Origin of the sequence: Spiroplasma diminutum CUAS-1 (assembly GCF_000439455.1) — a bacterium.
GTDB lineage: Bacteria > Bacillota_I > Bacilli_A > Mycoplasmatales > Mycoplasmataceae > Spiroplasma_A > Spiroplasma_A diminutum.
Genome location: NC_021833.1, coordinates 498,524 through 523,310, shown reverse-complemented (window position 1 = coordinate 523,310; position 24,787 = coordinate 498,524). Strand labels below are relative to the sequence as shown.

Annotated in this window: 25 protein-coding genes; 23 read left to right on the top strand and 2 right to left on the bottom strand. The window is 22.9% G+C overall.

Translation table 4 applies throughout. The features are described from left to right. Window positions 1-8 precede the first annotated feature (8 nt). A complete protein-coding gene (locus tag SDIMI_RS02450; protein ID WP_020836412.1) occupies window positions 9-2,102 on the top strand; it encodes a lipoprotein in 2,094 nt (697 codons plus the stop codon). A 37-nt stretch (window positions 2,103-2,139) separates the two neighbouring features. Here SDIMI_RS02450 and SDIMI_RS02445 read toward each other — a convergent pair whose 3' ends face one another. Beyond that, entirely contained in the window at window positions 2,140-2,583 is a 444-nt protein-coding gene (locus tag SDIMI_RS02445; RefSeq protein ID WP_020836411.1) for an SRPBCC domain-containing protein, read from the bottom strand. Between the two features lie 428 nt (window positions 2,584-3,011). Here SDIMI_RS02445 and SDIMI_RS02440 point away from each other — a divergent pair, with 428 nt between their 5' ends. The 11 genes from SDIMI_RS02440 to SDIMI_RS02390 all read left to right on the top strand — a co-directional run bounded on the left by SDIMI_RS02440 (window position 3,012) and on the right by SDIMI_RS02390 (window position 17,222). Next, window positions 3,012-4,910, top strand: coding sequence for a hypothetical protein (locus tag SDIMI_RS02440; protein WP_020836410.1), 1,899 nt, complete (start codon window positions 3,012-3,014; stop codon window positions 4,908-4,910). Beyond that, window positions 4,843-6,672 carry a hypothetical protein gene (locus tag SDIMI_RS02435; protein ID WP_148285809.1) on the top strand — a complete coding sequence of 610 codons (1,830 nt, stop codon included), beginning with the start codon at window positions 4,843-4,845 and terminating at the stop codon, window positions 6,670-6,672. The genes SDIMI_RS02440 and SDIMI_RS02435 overlap by 68 nt, the downstream gene beginning before the upstream one ends. A 4-nt stretch (window positions 6,673-6,676) precedes the next feature. Next, a complete protein-coding gene (locus SDIMI_RS04540) occupies window positions 6,677-7,618 on the top strand; it encodes an ATP-binding cassette domain-containing protein (RefSeq protein WP_020836408.1) in 942 nt (313 codons plus the stop codon). Window positions 7,619-7,646: 28 nt separating this feature from the next. After that, a complete protein-coding gene (locus tag SDIMI_RS02425) occupies window positions 7,647-8,213 on the top strand; it encodes a hypothetical protein (RefSeq protein ID WP_020836407.1) in 567 nt (188 codons plus the stop codon). Between the two features lie 163 nt (window positions 8,214-8,376). Beyond that, window positions 8,377-8,736 carry a hypothetical protein gene (locus tag SDIMI_RS02420; RefSeq protein ID WP_020836406.1) on the top strand — a complete coding sequence of 120 codons (360 nt, stop codon included), beginning with the start codon at window positions 8,377-8,379 and terminating at the stop codon, window positions 8,734-8,736. A gap of 92 nt (window positions 8,737-8,828) precedes the next feature. Beyond that, window positions 8,829-9,725, top strand: a complete 897-nt coding sequence (locus SDIMI_RS02415) for a Pr6Pr family membrane protein (RefSeq protein ID WP_020836405.1) — start codon at window positions 8,829-8,831, stop codon at window positions 9,723-9,725. After that, window positions 9,709-10,590 carry a hypothetical protein gene (locus tag SDIMI_RS02410; protein ID WP_020836404.1) on the top strand — a complete coding sequence of 294 codons (882 nt, stop codon included), beginning with the start codon at window positions 9,709-9,711 and terminating at the stop codon, window positions 10,588-10,590. Before SDIMI_RS02415 ends, SDIMI_RS02410 begins: the two co-directional genes overlap by 17 nt. 103 nt (window positions 10,591-10,693) lie before the next feature. After that, window positions 10,694-11,542, top strand: a complete 849-nt coding sequence (locus SDIMI_RS02405) for a hypothetical protein (protein ID WP_020836403.1) — start codon at window positions 10,694-10,696, stop codon at window positions 11,540-11,542. 392 nt (window positions 11,543-11,934) lie between these two features. After that, a complete protein-coding gene (locus tag SDIMI_RS02400) occupies window positions 11,935-14,589 on the top strand; it encodes a valine--tRNA ligase (RefSeq protein ID WP_041618285.1) in 2,655 nt (884 codons plus the stop codon). Between the two features lie 64 nt (window positions 14,590-14,653). Next, a complete protein-coding gene (locus SDIMI_RS02395; protein ID WP_020836401.1) occupies window positions 14,654-15,190 on the top strand; it encodes a hypothetical protein in 537 nt (178 codons plus the stop codon). 277 nt (window positions 15,191-15,467) lie between these two features. Continuing rightward, entirely contained in the window at window positions 15,468-17,222 is a 1,755-nt protein-coding gene (locus tag SDIMI_RS02390) for a ComEC/Rec2 family competence protein (protein WP_158499812.1), read from the top strand. A 28-nt stretch (window positions 17,223-17,250) separates the two neighbouring features. On the opposite strand, the gene rpsT is transcribed toward SDIMI_RS02390, so the two are convergent. After that, entirely contained in the window at window positions 17,251-17,493 is a 243-nt protein-coding gene (gene rpsT / locus SDIMI_RS02385) for a 30S ribosomal protein S20 (RefSeq protein WP_020836399.1), read from the bottom strand. 129 nt (window positions 17,494-17,622) lie between these two features. Between rpsT and holA the strand changes: the two genes are divergently transcribed. The 11 genes from holA to SDIMI_RS04650 all read left to right on the top strand — a co-directional run bounded on the left by holA (window position 17,623) and on the right by SDIMI_RS04650 (window position 24,643). Further along, complete coding sequence (gene holA, locus SDIMI_RS02380) at window positions 17,623-18,576, top strand: DNA polymerase III subunit delta (protein ID WP_020836398.1); 954 nt, start codon at window positions 17,623-17,625, stop codon at window positions 18,574-18,576. A gap of 20 nt (window positions 18,577-18,596) precedes the next feature. Continuing rightward, window positions 18,597-20,051: a hypothetical protein gene (locus tag SDIMI_RS02375; RefSeq protein WP_020836397.1), complete on the top strand. Its 1,455-nt coding sequence runs from the start codon at window positions 18,597-18,599 to the stop codon at window positions 20,049-20,051. An 86-nt stretch (window positions 20,052-20,137) separates the two neighbouring features. After that, window positions 20,138-20,632 (top strand): methylated-DNA--[protein]-cysteine S-methyltransferase, encoded by a 495-nt coding sequence (locus SDIMI_RS04460; protein WP_020836396.1) that lies wholly within the window; start codon window positions 20,138-20,140, stop codon window positions 20,630-20,632. A 92-nt stretch (window positions 20,633-20,724) separates the two neighbouring features. Continuing rightward, complete coding sequence (locus tag SDIMI_RS02365; protein ID WP_020836395.1) at window positions 20,725-21,030, top strand: RDD family protein; 306 nt, start codon at window positions 20,725-20,727, stop codon at window positions 21,028-21,030. 120 nt (window positions 21,031-21,150) lie between these two features. Next, window positions 21,151-21,429, top strand: coding sequence for a hypothetical protein (locus SDIMI_RS02360; RefSeq protein WP_020836394.1), 279 nt, complete (start codon window positions 21,151-21,153; stop codon window positions 21,427-21,429). Window positions 21,430-21,441: 12 nt separating this feature from the next. Then, complete coding sequence (locus tag SDIMI_RS02355; RefSeq protein WP_020836393.1) at window positions 21,442-22,482, top strand: hypothetical protein; 1,041 nt, start codon at window positions 21,442-21,444, stop codon at window positions 22,480-22,482. A gap of 141 nt (window positions 22,483-22,623) precedes the next feature. Next, a complete protein-coding gene (locus SDIMI_RS04710) occupies window positions 22,624-22,749 on the top strand; it encodes a hypothetical protein (RefSeq protein ID WP_020836392.1) in 126 nt (41 codons plus the stop codon). A 148-nt stretch (window positions 22,750-22,897) separates the two neighbouring features. Beyond that, window positions 22,898-23,362 (top strand): hypothetical protein, encoded by a 465-nt coding sequence (locus tag SDIMI_RS02350; protein ID WP_020836391.1) that lies wholly within the window; start codon window positions 22,898-22,900, stop codon window positions 23,360-23,362. A gap of 396 nt (window positions 23,363-23,758) precedes the next feature. Next, entirely contained in the window at window positions 23,759-24,151 is a 393-nt protein-coding gene (locus SDIMI_RS02345; RefSeq protein WP_020836390.1) for a hypothetical protein, read from the top strand. Then, window positions 24,151-24,381 carry a hypothetical protein gene (locus SDIMI_RS02340; protein WP_020836389.1) on the top strand — a complete coding sequence of 77 codons (231 nt, stop codon included), beginning with the start codon at window positions 24,151-24,153 and terminating at the stop codon, window positions 24,379-24,381. Before SDIMI_RS02345 ends, SDIMI_RS02340 begins: the two co-directional genes overlap by 1 nt. Before the next feature lie 109 nt (window positions 24,382-24,490). After that, complete coding sequence (locus SDIMI_RS04650) at window positions 24,491-24,643, top strand: hypothetical protein (protein ID WP_236608364.1); 153 nt, start codon at window positions 24,491-24,493, stop codon at window positions 24,641-24,643. The last annotated feature ends 144 nt before the right edge of the window (window positions 24,644-24,787 follow it).

Genomic DNA, 24,787 nt, shown 5'->3' with positions numbered 1-24,787 from the left:
AAAACAAAATGAAAAAATTATTAAGTTTAATGGGGGCAATAACAATGTCAGCTTCAACCGCAAGTGCAGTTGTTGCTTGTGGAAACAAAGTTGCTCCTGAAAATCCAAGTAAGCCAGATGAAGGCTTTGAAACTGAAGCAAGACAAGATACTATTTCAAAATTAATGTCACAGTATTCAAAGACATTATTTTTAAACCAAAATGCTCTTTCAGATAATGAAACTCATTTTAGTAGTAAATATTATATGGACAATAATGTTAAAAATGAATATTTAAAAGATTTAGGATTAACTAAATTTGATGAATCAGAAAATGTTGAAAGTAATGCAAAATTTAATACAATAGCAAGTAAATACTTTAATGTAAACAATATGTTAGCATCAGATTTAAAACTTTCTGATAATGTATATCAAGATTATGTTCTTGACCCAGGTGTAGAAGATGAAGGGATTGTTGATGCAATTAAAAATACAATTCCTCAAGTATTAGGATTTCTATCAGATCCAGCACAATTACAACAATTAATTGCAGCTGTTGCACAAAATCCAGCAATGATAGAATCAATAGTATCTCCAGAGTTACTAAAAACAATTGGAAATGTATTAAATCAAGATGCTCTACAAGCATTAGAAAATGCTTTTTCAAATGATCTTTATAAAGATATGAGTTACCAAACAGCACTTAATTCAAGTGTGATTGGTTTGTCAAATGCAATAAATAAAATTATTGATGGAAAAGGTGCTGAAAAATTATCTTATGCATCTCAACAAGACATTGATGATAATATTTCATCAGCAACTTCAACATTAGTAGATAAAATGAAATCAATAATGGATGGAGAAGTTGAACTTAAAGTTGACTTCCTAGAAAACATAGATTCAATTGCAGAAGTAATTAGATTTGTAAGAACTTTATTAGTTTACTTAGAACAATTTAGTTATGATGAAATGACTTCTTCAGTTTTAACTTTAGAAATAATTGAAGTTAAAAGAAGTAGAATTGTTGATACAAATCAAATTGACATTAAACAAATATTTAAAAAATTAAACTTCATGGTTAATAATGATGAAACTGGTATAGTATTTAAAAACTATATTGGCGCATTGTTTGTAACTAACTCAAAAAACTTTAGTGTAACAAAAGATTTTACAGAAAAAGTAAATGATGGTTTGATGGGAATATTGAGTAAATTTGCAATAAAAGCAATGGGTCAAGATAAAATTAATGCAGGTTTCTTTAATATTTATGTTAATGCACTTGTTAGATCATTTATTAATGGAGGAATTAATAAGGAATATGGTGGAACACTATTTTCTACAGTAATTGGATTAATATTTACAGTTCAAGGTATGTTACCAAGTCCAGTAAAAGAAATCATTTCAAAAATAAAAGATAATGGAGATGCAGATAAATTTAAAGAAGATTGAATGGGTTATTTATGAAATAATTCAAATACAAAATTGAACTTTTCAATTAAAGATCTTTTAACAGTACCAATGAATCAAATTAGTTTATCTGGACTTACAGAAAACTCTGAAGAAGATGTTGAACAAAATGAAGAAGAACAAAAACGTTTTAATGAAGCTAAACCAAGTTCAATGGACTTTATAACAAATAAATCTTTAAAAGAAATTGTAAATGATTTAGATTCAGCTTTTAGTCAAACAACTAATTCAACATTAAATTTTAATGATTTAGGAGAATTAATTTCAAGACTAAAAAAAGATTCAACATTAGAAAATGCTTTAAAAGATATTAATAATATGTTTGAAGTTCTTGGAATGAATTCTGATGGAACTGTAAAAGAGGGATCAGTATTTGAACAATTCTTTAAAATTTTAGAAAGTAATAAAGAGATATTTTCTCAAACAGGTAATGTACTTTCAAAATGAAAAGATGAGAATGATGAAAAAATTAGTGCATTGAAAACTGAAGCTATAAATTTATTTAAAAGAATAAGTGTAGTTATAAAAAGAAATGCAATAAATGATTTTGAATATACTGTAACTGATGGAACAGTTGAAAATGTATTTAATATTATTCTTAAATATAATAAAAACAGTAAATTAGAAATTGGTGAAATTAAGTTATTAGTACACTAATTCTAATTAAAAAGACAATTTTAATTAAAATTGTCTTTTATTTTTTTTGTTTAAATTTATTTTCACAAAGATATTTTAATGCCATATTCATATAATCATATCCTTGCTCTGTTTGTAGTTTCATTTTTTTTCAAAATCTTTTAACACCAAGTCCTGCAAATTTTTCATTTTGAATAAATTTGCAGTTTTCGTTATCTAATTTTACTAATTCAAAATTATGAATAGAATTAAAAAGAAATTTAGGTCCAATTGTCATTAATCAACTAAAGTTATTTAATTCATTGATCTCTAAAATTTTAGCTTTTAACTTCATATTATTTTTAAGTACTATTTTTAATTTACTATGTTCATCAAATTTTCCTTTAATAAATGAATATACAGGATTTCAAACACCATATTCATGAAAATTAATTATTTCTTCTCAAACTAATTCAATAGGTGCTTTAATATTTATTTCTAAATTTATTTCATAGTTGTTCATAAATACCCCTTAGTTTTATACTTATTAAATATTAACACTTATTTAATTAAAAATAAAATAACTGATTCTAATAATTATTATAGTTTTACAAACAAGGATATAGGTGCTTCATATAATCACTTTTAAATAAGGGAATAGGGTATTGAAACTCAAAATTTTATTTATTAATTGGAGTTAGTGGATGAGTTTCTTCAGGAAATGAAGTTTGACAAACCTCTGTATTTAATTTAAACAATGCAAAAGAAATTGTTGAAGATTAAGATAAAAATATAAAAAACAGTTAATTAATTGAATATCTTTTTCTATTTTTAACACGATTAGTAATAAAAACCATTGTTTTTTTTTTTTTTTTTTTAGATAAGATAGAAAAAGCAACTTATAGGGTACATATTTGACTTTTTTCATTAAATAATGAAAGAAGGAAAAAAATGAAAAAGTTAATTCATTTATTAGTAGGTTTTGGAGTTATTGTTCCAGCGCCAATAAGTGTTATTGCTTGTGGAAATAAAGTTGAAGATCAAAAAGAGACTAATGAAGATGTTTCTGAATTAATTAAAGCTTTAAAAGAAGAAACAAGTAAAATAATAAGTGACTTTGCAAACTCTAAAAAAAATAAGTTAATAGGATTAGTGAATGATAATACAGCTTATAACTTTTTTAGTAGAGAAAATATTGAAAAGTATGGAGTAAATACTGATCAAAAAAATAATACTGCAAAAAGTGAAATGCCTGAAAATATTAAAAATGATATTGTCAGTGATTTTAATAATATTTTAAAAATATCTGAACTAGAAAATCAGTTAAATACTTTAGCTACAAGTTCTGATAAATATAATGTAATACTTTTAAATAATAAAGTAGTTGAGGATTCAAACTTTGATAAAAATACTATTGATATAAAATATACAAATAGAAATTGAAATGAAGAACAAGAATTTGATAGTAGTACAGACTACTTTTTATCTTCAACAGTTATCGATTTAAATGTAAAAATTCAATATAAAAATCAAGAAGGTATTAAAGAAAGTTTTAATACTAATTTACATTTATCATTTACTTTTACAAATGATGAGGTTTTAATTTCAATAGTTAATGATATTAATTCAAAAGCTAAAAGTGATTATTTAAATACTGATAGTAACTATTCATGATTGGATTCTAAAATGATGGAATTTAATATTAAAAAAGATGAAAGTTACAAAATGTTTGATCTATTTGATTCTAAAAAAAGACAAAATATTTTTTCTAACATTTATAATGGTGAAGGATTTAAAAACGAAATTAAAACATTTATTAAAAATAAATATTTAAAAGATATAAATATTAGTTTAGAATTCTCAGAAAATAATGTGACAGTTTCAAAAAGTACCATAAATGATAAAATGGAAGATAAAAAATTTAGTTTATTTAAAAATAAGACCGACGAACAAAGTTATAAAGCTATAAATAATTCAGTCTTTATTAATTTAGAAGAAAATGGAAATGAAATAAATTTCAAAGATTATGGACTAAAAAATGTAAATGATAAGCTTTTTAGCTTACTTAATAAAAATATTAATATAATGAATGACGACTACAAAGTTAGTTTTAATCAATTCAAAGAAGCAAATAAATATACAGGTAATTATGAAAAGTCTAATTCATTTATGAATGGAGAAGTTACAATTAATGGTTTATCTCTTAAAATAAATGAAAACTATAGTTTATCAATAAATGATTTTGTTATATCTTATTCAGCTTCAATTGATAATAGTGAAAATAGTGATTCAAATAATTCAACAATGTTAAAAGATACTTCTTTTGGTAATGCAGTTTACTTTAACGCAGTAAAGGGTATTAAATCATTTCAAAATGTATTTGATACAAGAAAGACTACTATAGTTAATAAAAATAATAATACTGAATTTAATGCTCCAATTGCGTTTAGTGGAAAAGTCAGAGATAATGAACTTGAAGAAAATATTTGAGATAAACTACAATCAACTGCGAGTAGTTATACTAGTAAAATGAATCAAAGTTTATCATTGAAACGTGGTGACCAAATTAATTTTAGAGATAAATTATTAGATGAAGGAAATCAATCAACTTTTGAATTTAAAATGGCTAACTATAGAGAAAAAAACGAATCAATCTCATTTAATGCAATATATTCTGATTTAACAAAACAAGATAATGGATTTAAGCAAACTACAAGATATACTGGTTTTTTTGAAAGAACTACTGCAATACAAATGAAATTTAACTTTCTAAATTTAGTTTTTGTTTACGAAGAATACAATTCAGCTTTATCAGACAATTCAATCTTTATTGAAAGAAGCACAACATAATATTTTGCTTAGTACTAATTTAAAAAATAAAATATCAATAAATAATTTATTAAAATTTAATTTTAAAGTACTTTTTCAAGAAAAATCATTTTTAATTTTAAATATTTTATTATTAATATTTCCATTTCTATTCTCAATTTCTTTTATATTTATTTCAGAAGGAAAAGATATAGTTGTATTTTTTAATTTTTATATAATAGTTTATATTTCATTATTTATTTTTTTAGTAATATTGCGAGCACTTCAATTTTTTATAATTAATATTTTAGATAATAAACTTTTATATTTAATTTTTTCAAATCAAGTATCACGAACTAAAATGTTAGGTTCTCAATATATTCTTTTATTAATTATAATAACTTCTAATATTTTAATATCATCTGGTGTTATTTCTATTTTTGGACTATTAGCTACAAATAATATAAATTTAATATTTAGATTGAACTTATCATTTTTTATATATACTTTTTTATCTGTATTATTTTTAATGTCTTTTATATTATTCTTATTATTATTTACTTCTGTACAAATCACAACAATAATTTCTACATTATTAATTTCAATTACTTTTCTTTCTAATATTCCAAGACAATTTATTGAAACAAAAGAAAGTCAATTGACTTTGAAATTTGATTATAATGGTGGACAAATTTATAAAGTAGCTGATCTCTATGATGCATTTGATTTACAGAAATATGTTTTAAATTATCAAGTGAAATATCCATATTTATCATATGCTTTAAATAAATTTATGGTTGAAGATAATAGATTTACAAAAGAGTCGTTTGTAACCGATCAAATTATCTCAAAAAGACTTACAGATTTTTGAAGTAAACTAAATATAATTCAAGAAAATGATAAGGAAATTAGTGTAACTGATCTTAAAATTAAAAGTTTACCCCTGGATGCATCGATAAGTGATTTAAAAGACTTTAGAGTTAATGATTCAGTTAACATGGAAGTATATTTAAAAAATACTTTTATTTCAGAAGATGAACTAAAAGATTTAATTAATAGTAATAGTTTAGAAAAAGATATGAAATTAATATTAGAAGATTTATATCAATTTGTAACAACAATTACAAAAGAAATTCCTAAGTTTCAAGAATTTTCTTCGGATTATTTTGGTGAATTTATTTCTGTTGATGAAACAAAAAGTAAAATATATAAAAATAATAACTCTGTTGAAGCAGTATTAAAAAAAGAATACTTAATAAATTTTTATAAATATAATTTAACTCCAAGTCCTACATTGCAAAATGGTTTTACTTTTAAAGCTGGAACTAATGAAAATAAGTTTGTAAATAATAATTTATATTTTCCACTTATGTTAGCTTCAAGAATCTTAGAAGAATATTTTATAGATTATACAAGCAAATATGTTGTCTCCACAAATTATGAGTTAGATAAATCAAATAGTGGTTGAATTTCTTATTCGGGATCAAGAAATAAATTTAATCTATATAATAATTTAAATTTATTTAATGGAACATGAAACAATTATACAAATATGTCTGGCTTTTCATATAATGATTTTTGATTTAAAAATTATGCTAAATCAAAAATTTATTTCAATGATCAAAAGAATTTATTTTTAAGTTATAGTTCATATAAATTTGATCTTAATGATAAAAACTATATAAAAACAGATACTTATAATAATTATGTTAAATCATGAATTTATTTATTAGTTCAATTATTTTTAGCGTTAATTTTTATAATTATTTCTATTTATAAATTTAACAAAATAGATATGAGGTAAAGTTATGGAAATAATCTTAAAAAATTTCTTAAAAAAATTTAAAAAGAATCAGGTGGGACCAATAAGTTTAAAAATTTATGAAAAAAAAATAACTGCAATTTTGGGATCTAGTGGAAGCGGTAAAAGTGTTTTAATTAATTCTATCATTGGAGCTACAAGAAATTTTAAAGGTGATATATTTGTTAAGAATACTTCGAGAAAAAAACTAGATAACTATAAAGTGAATAAATTTATAGGCTTCTATACACAAATTGATTTCTCTCTTTATAAAATAAATGTAGTGTTATTTTTAAAAACTATTTGTTTAGTTTATGGAATTGAAAAAAAGGAAATTAATAAAAAAATAGAATACTGATTAAATTATTTTGATTTATGAGTTGCAAAAGATAAAAATGTAAATGAATTTTCATGAGGAATGAAAAATAGATTAAATTTAATTTTGTGTTTCATAAAAGATGCAGAAATAATTATTATGGATGAACCAGGAGCAAACTTAGATTCCTATTGAAGAAATAGAGTAAAAAATCTTCTTGTTGAATATAAAAATAGGGGAAAAACAATAATAATTACTGTTCACAATATTGATGAAATTTCAGATATAATTGATGAATATGTTATTTTAGAAAATGGAAAAAAAGTTTTTGAAGGTTCAAGAGAAGAGTTAAATGTCTTTTCTAAATATAAAATTTATATTAAAGATAAATTTGATTTAGATCAGTTTAGAAATTTTTTAAATAATAAAAATATAAAATCGTTCAAATTTGACGAACAAGAAAATTCATTGGTTATATCTATTGATGAATATAAACAAATAAATTATTTATTCTTATATTTAATAAAAAATAATTTACCTTTAGTTAATCTTATGAAACTTCCAATTAATATGGAATCAATTCATAATGCATTGGGAATAAAAGTTGAAATAAAAAGTAATGAAGAAGATTAAAGTTAAAATTAAGAGAAGAGGTTATTAAATGTATTATGTATTTTTTCAAAACAATGAGTATCTTGTTATAGATAGAAATATGAATATTTTATATAGGTTTTACACATTTAATGAAGCTTATCAAATATCCAATTATTTGAACTATCAACAAATGATGTCTAATTTTTATAATAACTATACAAATTGAATTAATATTACAGATCCACTTTTACAATTAAATAATAATATTATAAATAGTTCTTTAGCTTTGAATAATGTCATAAATTATATAGAGCAGAAAGTATCTTCAAATTTAAAAGAAGAAAACTTGCAAAAAAATCTTAAAGAAGAGCTAAAAAGCAAGAAATGTATTTCAGATAATTTAAATAATATAAGTGTTGAAAAACCTGCTGTTTTAAAAGAAATTAAATCAGTTAAAGATGTTAATGAAAAACCTAATGTTTCAAGAGAAGTTGAAGTAGTCAAAGATGCTAATGAAAAACCCAAAATTGCAAAAGAAGTTGAAGTAATTAAAAGTAAGGTTAAATTTAACGATAATAATTTAACCTTATCAACAACAGAAATTAACAATTTTATCAATAATTTAGAAAAATAAGGATCATTTATAACCAATTATTATCTAATTTAAAATTTTAATCTAGTAAATAAACCTTTTAAAATATTATTTAATTTAGTAAATTTGATTTACCTTTAATAATTAAGAAGCATTTTAATTTAAAATAGTCTATAATAAATTAATAAGAAGTAGGAGAACTATTATGGATAATAGAATTCAAAAGCTTAAACAAGGAATTTATAAGATTGCACTTTCTTCAACAATTTTATTTGTCATTTCAATTCTTTTAACTGCTGTTTTTATAACTTTACTTGTAATAAGCCCTATGGGAAGTATTTGATGACTTTGACTAGGATTAGCAGCACTTTTTGGATTAATTTGTTTATTTACTATGTTCTCACTTATTTGTGGATTTACGTTTTTAAAAGTAAATGAAAAATGAACTGAAGTTGAAAAAGTTAGAAAGAAAGCAGTTCTTGATTGAGGTCTATTTTACTTTTATTTTGCAAATAAAATAGATAAATTTTCAAGTTCTAAATTAACAGAAGTTCAAAATACTTAATAATATTTTTATAATAAATAACACCAAAAAAACAACGTATTATAGACTTAAATAGTCTATAATTTTTTTATATACTAAAAGTGAGGTGTAACATGTTTATAAATAAACAAAATTTAAAAGATTGAAGACTTTGATATAAATTAGCAGTAGCGTTATTAATTTCTGCATTTGTATTAGAAAGTTTAATTAAAGGAATAATAAATATTGACCACAGTTTTTATGAATATAATGGTGAAAAATATCAAAAATGAGCAATTTATAGTCCTATAATTTCAAGTTTAGATCAAGGAATAGAAATAATTGGTTATGACTATGAAGGCTATATAATTAACTTTTTTAGTTACTTTACAATTCAATCAAATATTTTAGTTGTAATTTGATTCATTATTGGATTTTTTAATCATAACAAAGAAGGACAAATGAAAGTTCTTACAAAAGCATTTTCATTAAGTATTATAACTTATATTACAGTTACAGCTTTAATATTTAATGGACTACTTTTACCCCAATTATTAGCATCACCACTTGGTGATGGTTTAAAACCCATTTGATGAATTGAACAAATGGTTTTACATACAATTGGACCGATATTAACTGTTATTTATTTCTTATTTTTTATGAAGCAAAATATCACTTTTAACTTTAAAGAATTTATAGTTCATGATTTTTGAAAAATGCTTATTTATCCATTAATTTACTTGGTTGTTTCACTTACAAGAGGTGAATTGATTTATAAAAGTTTAGGATCAGATGCATTATTGGCAAGTAAAAAGGGCGCATATCCATATTTCTTTTTAGAAATTCATAATAAAAAAGCTCTTAGTTCAGAATTAGGAGAAACATTTATTAACAGTGGAATAACATGAATGTTTATAGCAATTATAACTATTTTGGGAATAATAATTGGTCTAGGAAGTTTATATTTATTTATAGCTTCTAAAACAAATAACTTTAGAAATAATATTAAGAACAATGAAATCAAAAAATAGTCAAAATACTTCAAAATTACTTCACAAGCATAATAAATTAGTTAAAAAACTTTTTAAAACTAATCCATTTGCGTTATTTTTATTTATATTAGACCAATCAATATTTTCATTAACATTAATCCTATTTATATTAAATTTCTTCTTAAAAAATGAGCAAAAATTAATATCTTGAACAGTTGTAGGAACAAGTATTTATTTACTTTTAAAGTTTACTTATACAAACTGATTTGCCAAAAATAAATACTTTCAATTAATTTTTGTTTTTGACTATAATTTAAAATTAGAAAAACACAATTTTAAAGCTCAAAGATGTATCGAATTCAGTCCAATATGATTTTGAATTTATATAATTGTTGTTAACTTTACAACTGTTATATTTATTAACTATGAATTATTTGAGCTATTAGACACTAAACATTTAATGAAAGCAATTTTAACATCAATGCTTAATGTTTTATTATTACCTTCATTTTTAAATTCATTTCAGAAATTAACTGAAGCAAATAAAGATATAGAAGCAAAGTATAAAAATTTAATAAAAAGTCAATATTTTTCAAATGAATCACTATTTGATGATGCAAAATTTTCAGATAACTATTTAAATATGACTTTTAAAAAAAATGATTTAAAGTCAAAAAATGGTCTTTTTATATTTACAAATAAAAAAGATCTAAGTGAGAAAGAAATTAGCGAAATAAAAGAAACTAATGAAAAAATACTAAATGTTTATAAAGAAATTTGATCTACTTACTATGAACTTTTAGAACAAAGTTTTATGATGGAATTCTCATCAAAAAAAGCTAAAAATTTATTTTGAATTGAAAGAATATATGATCATATATTCATAGATTTTTTTGATATTTAAAGTAAATAATTAATTTTAAAAAATATTTTTTACTTTATTTAAAAAGACTATAAACTTGAAATATTTTTTAGTTATTCTATAATAAATTTATGAGGAAAGAGTTATGTTATTTAAGCAAGTTAAAAGAAAAATAGAATGAAATAACTTAATAATTTATACAGCAATTATAGCCATTTTTGCCAGTTTTTTAATTATGCCTTCTATTGAAGTAATACTTGACAGTTATTTTAATAAAATTATATTAATTTTATTAAAATTGATACTTGGAACTGTTGCAATTATAGCGATTATATTTAAATTTTTATCTGAATATACTAACTTTATAAAATCAATTGATATTAAAAATGTTTCTTATACATCTTTTAGATCGATATTAAGAAAAAATAATATTTTAGCTTTTATTAAAACAACTATTTTAATAACACCATTAATAGTATTTACAATTTTACAAGGTAATCATATGACTGCAAATATTAAATATGAAGGTGGATTTCAACTATTTAATTTAGAAGAACTTGGTAAAATAGGTGATTCATTAATAATTAGGAATTATGAAGATAATTCAAAACCACTATTTTATGGTCTTATTTCTACTATTTTAAATAATAATAAAGAAATATCATTTGCAATTTCATTATTATTAACAGGATTTATATTTTCGCTATTTACTTTAACTCTTGTTTATGCAATTTATCAAATTTCTATGAATAAATTTTTTAGAGAATTAAAAAATAACTTTAATAAAATCTCTTTAAATTTAAAAAACAAAGATAAAGATGTTCATAAAGAAAATTTTGAAGAAATTGTTATTAATTTCGAAAGAGAAGAAAAAATATTACTATATCAAAGATTCTTAAGTATAGAATCTATGATTCAATATAAAGAAGCTGAATTTATTAAAATTAGTGAAAAATCAGTTAAAAAACATGCTATTGACAGAGTAAATTTTTAAACTTAGTTAAAAACAAGTGTAGATATTTACTTAGATAAAATATTCAAAGAGAATATGAAATGAATGAAATAATTTAATAATATAGCCATTTTTAGTGTCGGAAGTTAATTATGGCTAAAATAGCACTTTTGTGCTATTTTTTTTATTCACTTTGATATAATAAATTTGTATTGCTTATAAGGAGTAAATAAAAAGTAATTTTCAGAGATCTAGTGTTTGGTGTGAACTAGAATTTACTTTTATTGAAGGTTGTATAAGTATAAAAAACTTAAAATTTGAGTGGGTTGTATTTTACAATCAATTAGGATGGTACCGCGTGTTAATTCTTTAATGCGTTCCTATTTTTTAATTAAAATAATTAAAAAATAGGTTTTTTTATTTAAAAGGAGAAAATAATGAAAGAATTAGAAAAAAAATATAATCATAAAGAAGTTGAAAAGAATAAATATGATCTTTGATTAGAACAAAAGTTATTTGAAGCTGAATTTGATTCTAAAAAACCAGCATATTCAATAGTAATTCCACCTCCAAATGTTACAGGTAAATTGCATTTGGGTCATGCATGAGATGGTTCTCTTCAAGACTTATTAATAAGATTCAAGAAATTAAATGGTTTTGATACAGTTTGAATTCCTGGAATGGACCATGCTGGAATTGCAACTCAAGCAAAAGTAGAAGAGCGTTTAAGAGAGCAAAATATATCTAGATATGATTTGGGAAGAGAAAAATTCATTGAAAAAGTTTGAGAATGAAAAGAAGAGTATGCTTTAACAATTAGAAGTCAATGAGCCAAATTAGGGTTAAGTTTAGATTATTCAAAAGAAAAATTTACTTATTCAGAACAATTAAATAAAATTGTAAATTATGTATTTGTTAATATGTATGAAAATAACTTAATTTATAAAGGTAAAAGAATTATAAATTGAGATCCAAAACAAAAAACAGCTCTTTCAAATATTGAAGTAATTTACAAAGAAACACAAGGTGGTATGTATCACTTTAAATATATGCTAGAAAACTCAAAAGAAGAGTACTTACAAGTTGCTACAACTCGCCCAGAAACAATGTTTGGAGACGTTTGTGTTGTTGTAAACCCAAATGATGAAAGATATATCAAATATATTGGAAAAACTGTTATAAACCCCTCAAACGGGGCTAAAATCCCTGTTATAGCAGATGAATATGTTGAAATGGACTTTGGAACTGGTGTTATGAAATGTACTCCAGCTCATGATATTAATGACTTTGAATTAGGATTAAAATATAATTTAGAGCAAATTAATGTAATGAATGATGATGCAACAATGAATGAAAAAGCACTTGAATTTAATGGTTTAGATAGATTTGAAGCAAGAAAACAATTAATTGAAAAATTAACTCAAGAAAAAACATTTATTAAAAAAGAAGATGTAACTCATCAAGTAGGTTATTCAGAAAGAAGTAATGCTATTGTTGAACCTTTTATATCAGATCAATGATTTGTTAAAATGGAACCACTTGCAAAACAAGTATTAGACTTACAATCATCAGATAATGCAATTAAATTTTATCCAAATAGATTTAATGATACATTAAACAAATGAATGGAAAATTCACATGATTGAACTATTTCAAGACAACTTTGATGGGGACACCAAATACCTGCTTGATATCACAATGATACAAAAGAAGTTTATGTTGGTATAAATCCTCCAAAAGATGAACAAAATTGAACTCGTGATCAAGATGTTCTTGATACTTGATTTTCAAGTGCATTTTGACCATTTGCAACAATGGATTGAAATCAAGACACTGAATCTGAAATGATGAAAAGATATTTCCCAGTATCAACAATGGTAACTGGTTATGACATTATTTTCTTTTGAGTAGCTAGAATGGTATTTCAAAGTTTAGAATTTACTGAATCAAAACCATTTAATGATGTTTTAATTCATGGTTTAATTCGTGATGAACAAGGAAGAAAAATGTCAAAATCATTAGGTAATGGTGTTGATCCAATGGAAGTTATTGAAACTTATGGAGCAGATTCACTTAGATATTTCTTACTTACAAATTCAAGTCCAGGTCAAGATTTGAGATATAGTGAAGAGAAATTAACAAGTACTTGAAACTTTATTAATAAAGTTTGAAACGCTTCAAGATTTGTTATGTTAAGTATTGAAAAAATACCAACAACTCAAGAATTTGATTTAGCATTAGAAAAAAATGAAGGAAATTTAAATCAAATTGACTTATGAATATTGACAAAGTTAAGTGAAACTCAAAAACAAGTTAAAGAAGCAATTGATAAATACGAATTTACTGTTGCAGGAAAAGTTTTATATAACTTTATTTGAGATGATTATTGCTCTTGATACATTGAATTGTCAAAAGCACAAATTGGAGAAAATAGCTTATTAAATGAAAATCAAAAAGAATTTAGTAAATTAACTCTAGGGTATGTATTAAAGAATATTTTAATTATGTTACATCCATTTATGCCTTTTGTTACAGAAGAAATCTATCAATCTTTTGCACTAGAATCATCAATTTTAAAAGAAAGATGATTGGAAAAAGAATATAAATTCGAAACTCAATCAATTAGTCATATTTTTGACATTATAAGTACTTTAAGAGAGTTCAGAGCAAACCAAAAGATTAAAAATGCAATTAGTTTAAATCTATATTTAAATAATTCGTCTTCATCAGTTAAAAATGAATTAGAAGTTGAAATAGAATATATTAAATTATTTGTTGAAAAAATGGTTAATTGTCAATTGAACAACAATATTATTCAAGATAAAGATTATACTTCTCTTGCAATTAAAGATTATTTCTTAGATATCCCAAATAAGGACTTCTTTGATAAAGAAAAAGCTTTATTAGAAACTAAAGAAAAGGTTTCACTTCTTTCAAAAGAAATTGAAAGAAGCGAAAAAATGTTATCAAATGATAACTTTATTAAAAGAGCAGCTTTAGATAAAGTTGAAGAAGAAAAGAAAAAATACGAAGATTACAAAAAGCAATATGAAGTACTTTTAGAAAAGATTAAACAATTAGATAAATAATAAAAAAACAAACAATTATGTTTGTTTTTTTATTTTTTAATCGATTAGTTATATGAGGTGAAATATGAAGAATTCTAAGTATATTATTATATTAATTTTTTCTTTATTAATTGGTTTAACTTTGTTTTCTATTTATAACCTTACAGTTCAAGAGGACACTAAAATTGAAATTATAGATCAAAATTATGTTCATTTTAAAGTCAAATATCAAATAAAACTAGAAGATCAAACTATATTACCAAGTAAAGTTAAGAACAAAAATGATTCAATGACATCAGAAGAATTAATAAAAAATAATAACCTAAATTATTTAAATAACTTATTTGATATTGAAAATAATTCAAATTTAAAAAAGAATAACACAATTCACTTTTATCCAAATGATAATGTTGAAGTCGTTAGAATAAGTAGATTTGAAGTAGATCAAGAATTTTTTACATCTAGATCAGTGAGTGAGGGTGTTGCAAAGAAAACTGTTGATATTCTACTTGAACAAGAAAATACTTATGATGAATGCATGGAAAAACTTAAGAAAATATATGTAGGCAATACATTTAATGTGGACTTCTATAATAAAGCACTACCAAAACTTATTTACTAATAGAAATTACTTCCTATTTACTTTTGTTATAACTGTTCTAATAGCTTTGAGTAGGGAAGTGACTAGTTTATATATCTGTATAGGATTTTATTGCATTATTTTATCTGTATTTTTTATAGATCTTAAGAAAAGTTATCCTTTCCTTATTTTTACAATTGTTTTTTTAATATCTTTTCTGATATTTTATAAGTTTGATATAAATCAAAAGCTAAATTTAAATTTTTATAGGGTAGTTGAGGTTAAAGAAAAATATTTTTTAATAAAACAACTTCAAACTTTGTATTATGTACCGGTAGGGGAGGTAAAACTATCGGTAGGGGAGTATATATCTTTGGTAGGGGAGTTTGAAAAAGTCAATGTTAATGGTAATTTTTGGGAATTTGATTTTAATTCATATTTACTTAACAAAAATGTTAAATATAAAATTTCTAATGTAATAATCTTAAAAAGAAATTTTAAATTTATTAATTATTACTTTTATAAAATAGTTAATACTTCAAATAATTTGAGTAAACTGTTTATCTTTCAACAAAAAACTTCAGATTCAGTTTATAAAAATTTAAATAATTATTCTTTAACTTATTTAATCAACTTAAGTGGATTAAATGTTTATTTAATAGCAAATTTTTTTAATAAAAAGATATTCAAAAATTCTAAGAGGTATAAAAAATACAAAATTATTCCAATAATTTTGTACTTCTTATATAGTTATTTATTGGGATTTAAATTATTTATATTAAAGTCATGTATTTTGTTAATAATTAACTGAATTGAATTAAATTGAAATTTCAGATTATCAAAATTTACAAAGCTTTCAATTATATGAATAGTTTGTTTATTTATAAACCCTTTATTTGTTTTCAATATTGGATTTGTTTTTTCAATTATTGCTGTTTTATTTATTAAAAAGTATAAAGATAAAAAGCCCATGACAAATTTAATCTATAATTTTTTAATAATTAATTCTATTTTCATTCCTTTACAAGTTTTTTATGATTATAAATTTTTTTGATTTAGTTCTATATTTGAAATTTTATTAGTTCCATTCATTTCGTTTTGCTTTATATTATCATTTTTATTCATTATTCCATTTTGCAATCCTATATTAGAATTTGTATACAAAATACTTTATTTATATACAAAAAGCTTTTCTTATATTAATTTAACAACAATTGTAGGAAGTTTTAGTGTTTTATGATTAATTAGTTATTTTATAATTTTAAAAGTCATTTTGAGTTTACAAATAAACAAGAAATCAATTAGAAACTTTTTGATTGTAATTTTAAGTTTTAATTCTTTTTTAATAGTTGAGTTTAATCAACTATTAAATTTAAATTCAACAATAGTTATGTTAAATGTTGGAAATGCAAATAGCTTTTTATTACAGTATAAAGGAAAAAATATACTTTTTGATGCAGGAAGTGGAGTTGGCTTTAATAAAACAAGTTTTGAAAGTTATTTGATCTATAAGGGAATTAGAAAAATTGATGCTGCTTTTATAAGTCATAATCATAAAGATCACTATGATCAATTAGAAAGTATTGAGAGAACCTATAATATAAAAGAAATATTTTGAAATACAGATAATAAAAGAACTTATGTAATAAAAGATTTGAAAATTACTAATTTCATTGAAACATCTAATAAAGATGAAAATGACAATTCACAAGTTTCGTTAATAGAAGTAAAAAATAGAAAAATCCTTTTTACAGGAGATGCTACAAAGAAAAGAGAATATAGTTTAATAAATGATCCAATATTTGAAAGTAAAGTAAAAGGGGGTATTGATTTTCTTCAAGTTGGTCATCATGGAAGTAAAACAAGTACATCAGAATCATTTATAAAATTAATAAAACCTAAAACATGCTTTATTTCTGGTCACAAAAAAAATAATTTAAATTTTCCAAGTAAAGAAACAATAGATACTTTAAACAAATATAGTTGTAAAACATATGTTACAAACGGAAGAAATAGTTATAAATATAATATAAGGACAAGTAAGGTAAAAAGAATACAAAAAAACTCTTTTTAAAAGAGTTTTTTCTATTATTGGAAATTAATTATTTCATTAATCTTGATTTTTCTCTTGCAGCTTTATTTGCTTTAAAGATTCCTTTAGTTACTGATTTATCTAATAAACTAACTGCTTCGTTAATTAAAGCATCTTTTTCTTTTGAACCTTCTGCTTTTGCACTTAAAGCTTTTTTAACTGCAGTTTTAACTGAACTTCTAAAAGCTTTGTTTGCTAAACGTGATTTTTCATTAGTTAAAATACGCTTTTCTTGTGATTTAATATTTGCCATTTTTGATTCACCCCTTTGAACAAGATATTTATATACAAATAGAGTATATAGTAAAAACAAATTTAATTCAAAATAAATTAATTTTTTTATCAATTTTTAATGGTAAATTATAAGTAATAGGTGATAAAAATGTTCTTTATATATTCAAATGATAATTTTTTAATTAAAAAGCAAGTTGATAAGTTAATTCAGAAGATTAACTTAGAAAAAGAATATGATATTTTTGAATATTCTTTAATAGATGATGCAATTCCTTCTATTTTAGAAGAAATAAATACATATTCAATATTTTCTTCTAAAAAAATAATTATCATAAATGATTGTTGATTCGTAAATGAAAGTAAGGTAAAACTCCATAAAACTTATGATGTAAAATTTGTTGAGCAGATATTGAATTCAACTAATAATGAAGTTGAAATAATACTTACTTTAAATTCTGATAAATTTTCAAAAAAACTTAAAATTGCTAAATTAACTGAAAGTAATTGTAAACTTTTAAAATTAGATGAACCAACTGTTGATCAAAAGAGACAAATTATTCTAATGAAAATGCAAAGTGCAGATATTGAATATGATCTAGAAGCAATTGAACTGTTTATTGATAAACTTCCAAATGACATGCAAGTGTTTTCAAATGAAATCAATAAGTTAATAGTTTTAAACAAGAAAATTGATATTCCATTAATAAATGAAATAACTACTAAATATAATAGTTTTGATACTTTTCAATTAGCAAATTGTTTTATTTCAAATGATATAAAGACATTTTTAAAACAATGATCAAGTTATATGGAAATTAACAATGATATATATTCATTTTTAGCTTTACTTGCAAATAATTTGATATCACTTAGAAATATTTTATTATATAGACAAAAACGAGTTAATAATTCTGAAATTGCATCAATATTAAGTATAAATCCTTATAGAATTACAAAGCTATTGGAGGAAAATAAACTAGATATTAGTCAAATAAATGATAAAATCAAAGTGTTATATTTATTAGAAAAGAATATAAAAAGTGGAATTTACGATAATAAAATAATTCCAGAAATTGAACTATTAAAAATGTTTAATGTTTAATAAGAATAGAGGTTAAAGAAATGGAAGCTAACAAGATATATCAAGATTCGATATTTTTATTAGCAAATTTAATAAAGGACCAAAGATTAAGGGTCGAATTATTAAATGATATTGAGTTTAAAAAACAAGCAATTGAATTAGTAAATGATTTACTAATTTTAGAAATTAATGAAAATTGTAGTTTTAAAGATCAAAAATGAGGAGCTGTTTTTGGTAAATCATTGGTAAATATTACAAAAGAAAAAATTAAATTTGTAAAACCAGATGATAAATCTAATGATGAAGTTTTAAGTGATATTGTTTTCTTACAAACATATTGTTTTAATAAATTTCAAACACCAAGAAATTCATTAACTGATCAGTCTTTTGAATTAACTGAAGAGTTAGTTAAAGAAAATTCATTAATATCTGATGAATTAAAAGAAAAATATTTGAAAGCAAAAGATTCAGTTGAACCTGAAGTTGTTGATAAAACAAAAGAAAGACCAAATACTGATTCAAATTCAGCAGGATATGAAAAATTTTCAAATGCACAAAGTACACAGGGAAATCCTTTTATGGGAAATGTTCCTTTGCATCCTTTACAAGATCCAAGATTTTATCCATATAATGCTAAACCAAAATATACTAAGTGATTAAAATTAAGTTTAGGTATTGCAATGGGAATTTGTACCATATTCTTTATTGTCATATCTCTATATCTTCAATTAGTTAAACCTTTTCCAATTACAAAAGAGACAATAGGGACTGGGTGAACTCCAGAGTTTCAAGCAACTTGACAAAAATGATTAGATGATAGAAAAGCAACTCAAGTGAATTGAACCATGGGAGCAGCATTAGGAATAAATTCAGGATCTGCAGGAAGTATTTTTGTTTTAATTCTTATGGGATTAATGATAGCTTGAATAATTTATACAATTGTTCAACCTCCTAAAACTTATAGACAACAATATTTAATTCCAGGAATTAATTTAGTTGTTCCAGGAATGTTTGTTGCTATTATGATATTTAGTTTCTCAAATCCTTTCTTATATATATTTGGAAATAATACAATATTTTCTCAAGTTTCAAAGTCTTTTGGTATGGGTGTAGCGAATTCAAAAATGACACCAGCAGAATTTAGTCAATGAATTAAAGAAAACGAAGCTGGAATAAATGATTTAGTAAAACAAATGACTGATTTTTTTGACTTTACTATAATTAAAGTTTTATTATGAATCTATTTAATTTCATTAATTGCTACTGCAGTATCACTTATCGTGATTTTAGTATTAAATCCAAAAATGGATAGAGAAAAAATTGCAAAAGCAAATAATGAATATCAAACTATGATTTCAGAAGCAATGCAAGGAAGAAAATATGAGATGGACCCATCTATTTATGAAAGTCAAGAAGACATTGATTCATTCTTAAAAATGCTTCAAGATAGACAGAATAAAAAAAATAATAATAAGTCAGATGATTCAGAAAAATAATAATTAATTTTCTAAAATAAGTTTATATTAATAAAAACTCAACTTTTGTTGAGTTTTTTACATATAATTTTAGTGGGTGATATTGAATGAGTGAAAAAATTTTAAAAGTTTATAAAATTAAAATTTTTACTAATAAAATTATTAAATTAGCTATGTATGAAGAAAAACTTGCATATATTGGATTTGAAAATGATAATATTCATGATTTTTATAAAGGCTATAAAGTAAGAAACGTATTAAATGAAACTGGATTTGAAAAATATATTGAAATGCTTAGAAAATTTGAAAATCATGAAGAAATTAAAATAAATTTTGATGATTTTTATCTTAATAATTTAACAGAAAAACAAATAGAGATTTTGCAAGAGGTTGCTAAATTAAAATATGGCCAATATTTTACTTATTCAGACTTTGCAAAATTAATAAATAAAGTGGATCATACACGTTTTATAGCAACTTGTATGGCTAAAAACCCAATATTATTATTGATTCCTTGTCATAGACTTGTTTCTAAAAACTTAGAAATAAAATATAGGTCTGGAAAAGAAATAAAGAATTTTTTGATTAGTAATAAGTATTAATTCTATATTGATACGATAAATTATTAATCATTTTTTTTACTTTAAAAATAAACACTTATAGTGTATAATTAATATGAAAGGGGTAAAATAATATGAATGCAGGATTTTGAAGAAGAGTTGCGTGTAATTTAATTGATAATTTTCTTATAGGAATTACACTTGGTATTTATTGAATCTTTATGATTATTAATTTCTGTATGGCAAAACCTTCAATAGGGATGAAAGCTATGGGGATGAGTTATTCAACTAAAAAGCAACTTAGATTATTTGGTTTCAGTCTTTTACAAGCTTTACTTTACATTTTAATTATTCCAGGTCTTTATGATTTAGTAATGATTTGTATGAAAAAAGGGACATTTGCTGAAAGATGATCAGGTAATTTCTTAGTTATTTCTTAGAAATTATTTACATTAGAACTTCGAAAGAAGTTTTTTTTATCTTTTTATTTTATTTTATTTGTTATTCGATATTTATTTTAATGTATTGCAAAAATTCTTTATAATTATATTGAGGTAAATATGAGTTATTATTATAAGCATGAATATGGATTTTCAACACATTCAATTCAGAGAATAAGACAGCGTCTTAAATTAGCTGATGAAGAAGAGTTTAAACTTAAAGATAAAATACTTAAAATGATTGAAAAGTCAACATTAAGCTTTGAAACTTCAAAGCATATTTATATTAAAACTTCAAAAACAGATATATATTTTGTTATTGATAAATTTCAAAAAGTGATAATAACTGCAACTCCAATATCTGCTGCAAAACAATTGTGGTTGATAGAAAATGAGTAAATAGGTGACAATATGAAAAGAATAAAGAGAAATCTTATTTTGCCAAGTGAATTTTTAGAAAGTTGAAAAACCCAAAATGAGGATGGGTCTTTTTCTTTTAGATATATTGACTTTGTAAGTGATCAAATAGAAACAATTACATTTGAAAATACACCATTTATTGAAATTTTATTTAAAAATAATGAAGAGTTTGATTTAGAAAAAATATCAAAACAATTTAATCAGATATCAAAAGTAGCTAAAGCTATTGTTGATAAAAGAATAAAAAAGAAATCAGAGAATATTGAAATGACTGGAAAAGAAGTATTATTCTTAAAGTATTTTTATTTTATGATAACAATAATTAATGGCGAATATAAGTTTTCTTTTTCAAATACCAATCAAAAGTTTAGGGTCTTTGATGTATTAAATAATGATATAGATCAAGATTATAAAACAGCAATATTAAATATAGTTAGTTATATTTTATTTGAAATGTATGACTATATTTTTAGTAAAAGAGTTTTTGAAAGTTTATATGAATATGTAGAAAATTCTGAAATTAATTTTGATTTACAAGAATATCAAAAAAGAATTATAGTTCCAAATGATGTTTTTAAATCACAAAATTATAAGTTTCTTGATGTTTACTTTCACAATGTTGTAAACAATACATTTTTTAAGTTTTTCAAAATATCAGAATTAGATAGAGAATCATTTTTATTAACAAATAAAACTATTGCAAATTTTATTGATGATAGAACTAAAATAAATATCTTAAGTTTATTTATAGTAGATCCAAGATTTGCAATTGGCTTAGTTAATTTAGGTCCAGGTAGAGGTGAATATAGACCATTATTTAAATATTTTAATGAAAGTATAATTAATAAAGAGATTTTGCCATATTGTTTAAAACCTGAACACAAAATTGAAGAAGATGGCATATATTTATCTGGAGAACAAAGATTTAAGTTTTCAACTTTTGAATTATTGGAGAATCAAGTTAAATTAATAAATGATTGCTTAACATATAGAGATTTAAAATCTGATTTTGATCAGTTTACTAAATACTAAAGATTTAAAAAATGCTTATTTGAGTATTGGGTGTATAACAAAGAGGTAGGAAAATAGAAAAAAGACGATAAATTCGTCTTTTTTTGTTCTTTTGTGAAACCAATAAACACTTCGTATAAATATTGGAGATGTATTTCAAATATGCGTGCGAGAATTGAATTTAATTATATTCGTTTTTCAAAAGGTGAAAGAGTACTTAAAGTATTCTATCAATTTGAAGAAAGGCAAGTTTATAAGATTAACTGAGAAGATATTATCTCTTTCTAATTACCTAATTGTATTAGACCAAAAGAATGTTTGATTTGATTAAGAAAAAATTTATATGAAGTGTATAAAATCTTGGATCTAGAAATCCCATTTGATTGTATTGAATGAAAATTCAAAAGATACTCAAAAAATATGGGGGTTGATTTATATGAATAGTTACTATTTAGGAATTGACTTGTCTGGAACAGGAACCACTTCTATTTTTGATGGTTTTAATATTTATACTTTCTTTAGTAAAGAATGAAAAGAACATTTTAACTTTATACAAAAAATTAGAATATTATATCCGTTAATAAACGAATGTATTATTTTTGAAGAAATGAGACCATTACAGAACAATGTAGCTAATGCAGATATGGTTTCGTATGCTAAGCTACTTGGTGCAATTGAAATTAAATATAAAAACATATTTAAAATTAACTCTTTCATGATTAAAAACTTTAAAGGTAAAATTCGTAGAAAAGAAAAAAACTTTGATGGACTAATATTTAAAACTGGTCGCGCTGGTGGATGATTTTGAAATTTAAGTCATATCAATGAGCATGAAGTAGATGCAATAATCATTTACTATTACAGATCAGCTAAAAAAGAAAATTATATAAGAATTATTTAAATCCTGATTACAGAAATTGGCTAGAGACGGCTTATGAGACTTGCGGAAGCGGCAAAATTGTTATCCGGTTGTGGTATACGTGAACCATTAGAGTCCGCATCTATTAAAAGGCGGGGTAGTTTTGGGGTTGCGCTCAAAACACATCTAGCATTAGCTAGGGGTAGATAGTTTTAAACTATGGCAGTCTGAACTCTTACGAGTTGCAAAAGCGAGACTCCTGAAAAGGTTTTTGGGGCAGAAAATGTAAATGATGCTCGCGTGTATGCTGGCCGTTGCGTGGTGACCGAAAGAATAGCACTTTGCTTTTTTGTAGGGCAAAGTGCGTCTAACCTGAGTGGACTCTGGAAAGAATGTGATTTTTCTCGAAGGTTTTAAATAATTCAAGAAAGGAAAAATATGGAAAAAATAACATTAAAAAGTCCAATATTGAAGTTTTGACTGGAAACAGCTTTAGAAAATAGAAACAGGAAAAGACAATTCACTTTACAGTTCTCTACAACAGAGAAAAGTAATATAAAGGCATTTGTTGGCGGTATAAAAGGAAAAATGATTGAAATAAATAATCCTATGAAAACATCTGGAATGTCTATAAAATTAAAATTTAACAAAAATACTGATCAATGAGATGTTTATGTAGATCAAAAATATTTAAACTACGTTATTATCAGTACTCAAAAAAATACCGAGGGGAAAATAAGATATCTATCATTAATGGAACCAGAATATTTTGAATTTATGAGATTAAAAGGAAATTTTAGAGATTCTAGTACAGGAGAGTTAATTAGCTAATGAATAATATTTGTCAAAACTTTAAATGCAATAAAAAATTTAATTATTATCCAAACTCAAGCTATTTAATAGCTAAAGGTAAAGTTCTAAAAGTTTGTAATGAATACAGTTTAATTGAAATTTCTTTGAAATTAAAAAAAATTTATTGTGGACCAAAAAGAAAAATCATTACACAAATTAAAGAATTAATTGGAATAATTGATACTCAATCAAAACTATTTCAAATTTAGTTTCAAATAAAAATGGAGGTAAAGATAATGACAATGTGTAATATTTGTGGTAATTCTTATCCAATGGCTGAAAGTATATGTGAAAATTGATATTTTGGTAGAACAGATGATGAAGATGAAAATAATGGATAAAGAAATCAAAAAATATAATCATATAACTTTATCTGGTCAAGTATATTCTGATCCAGAAGAAAGAAGTAGAAAAAATAGCAATGGTTCTGGTGAATGACTAATTAAAAAAAATAAAAATTATTTTTGATAACAATCAATGAATTGATTTAATTTTTAAAGATATAGAATTATAATCTAGATTTAAAAAAATTAAAATAGGTTATTATATAGAATTTAATGGCATTTTAAGGAATTCGTTTAATATAAAAAATAATGTTTCCAAAGCTCAAATCGA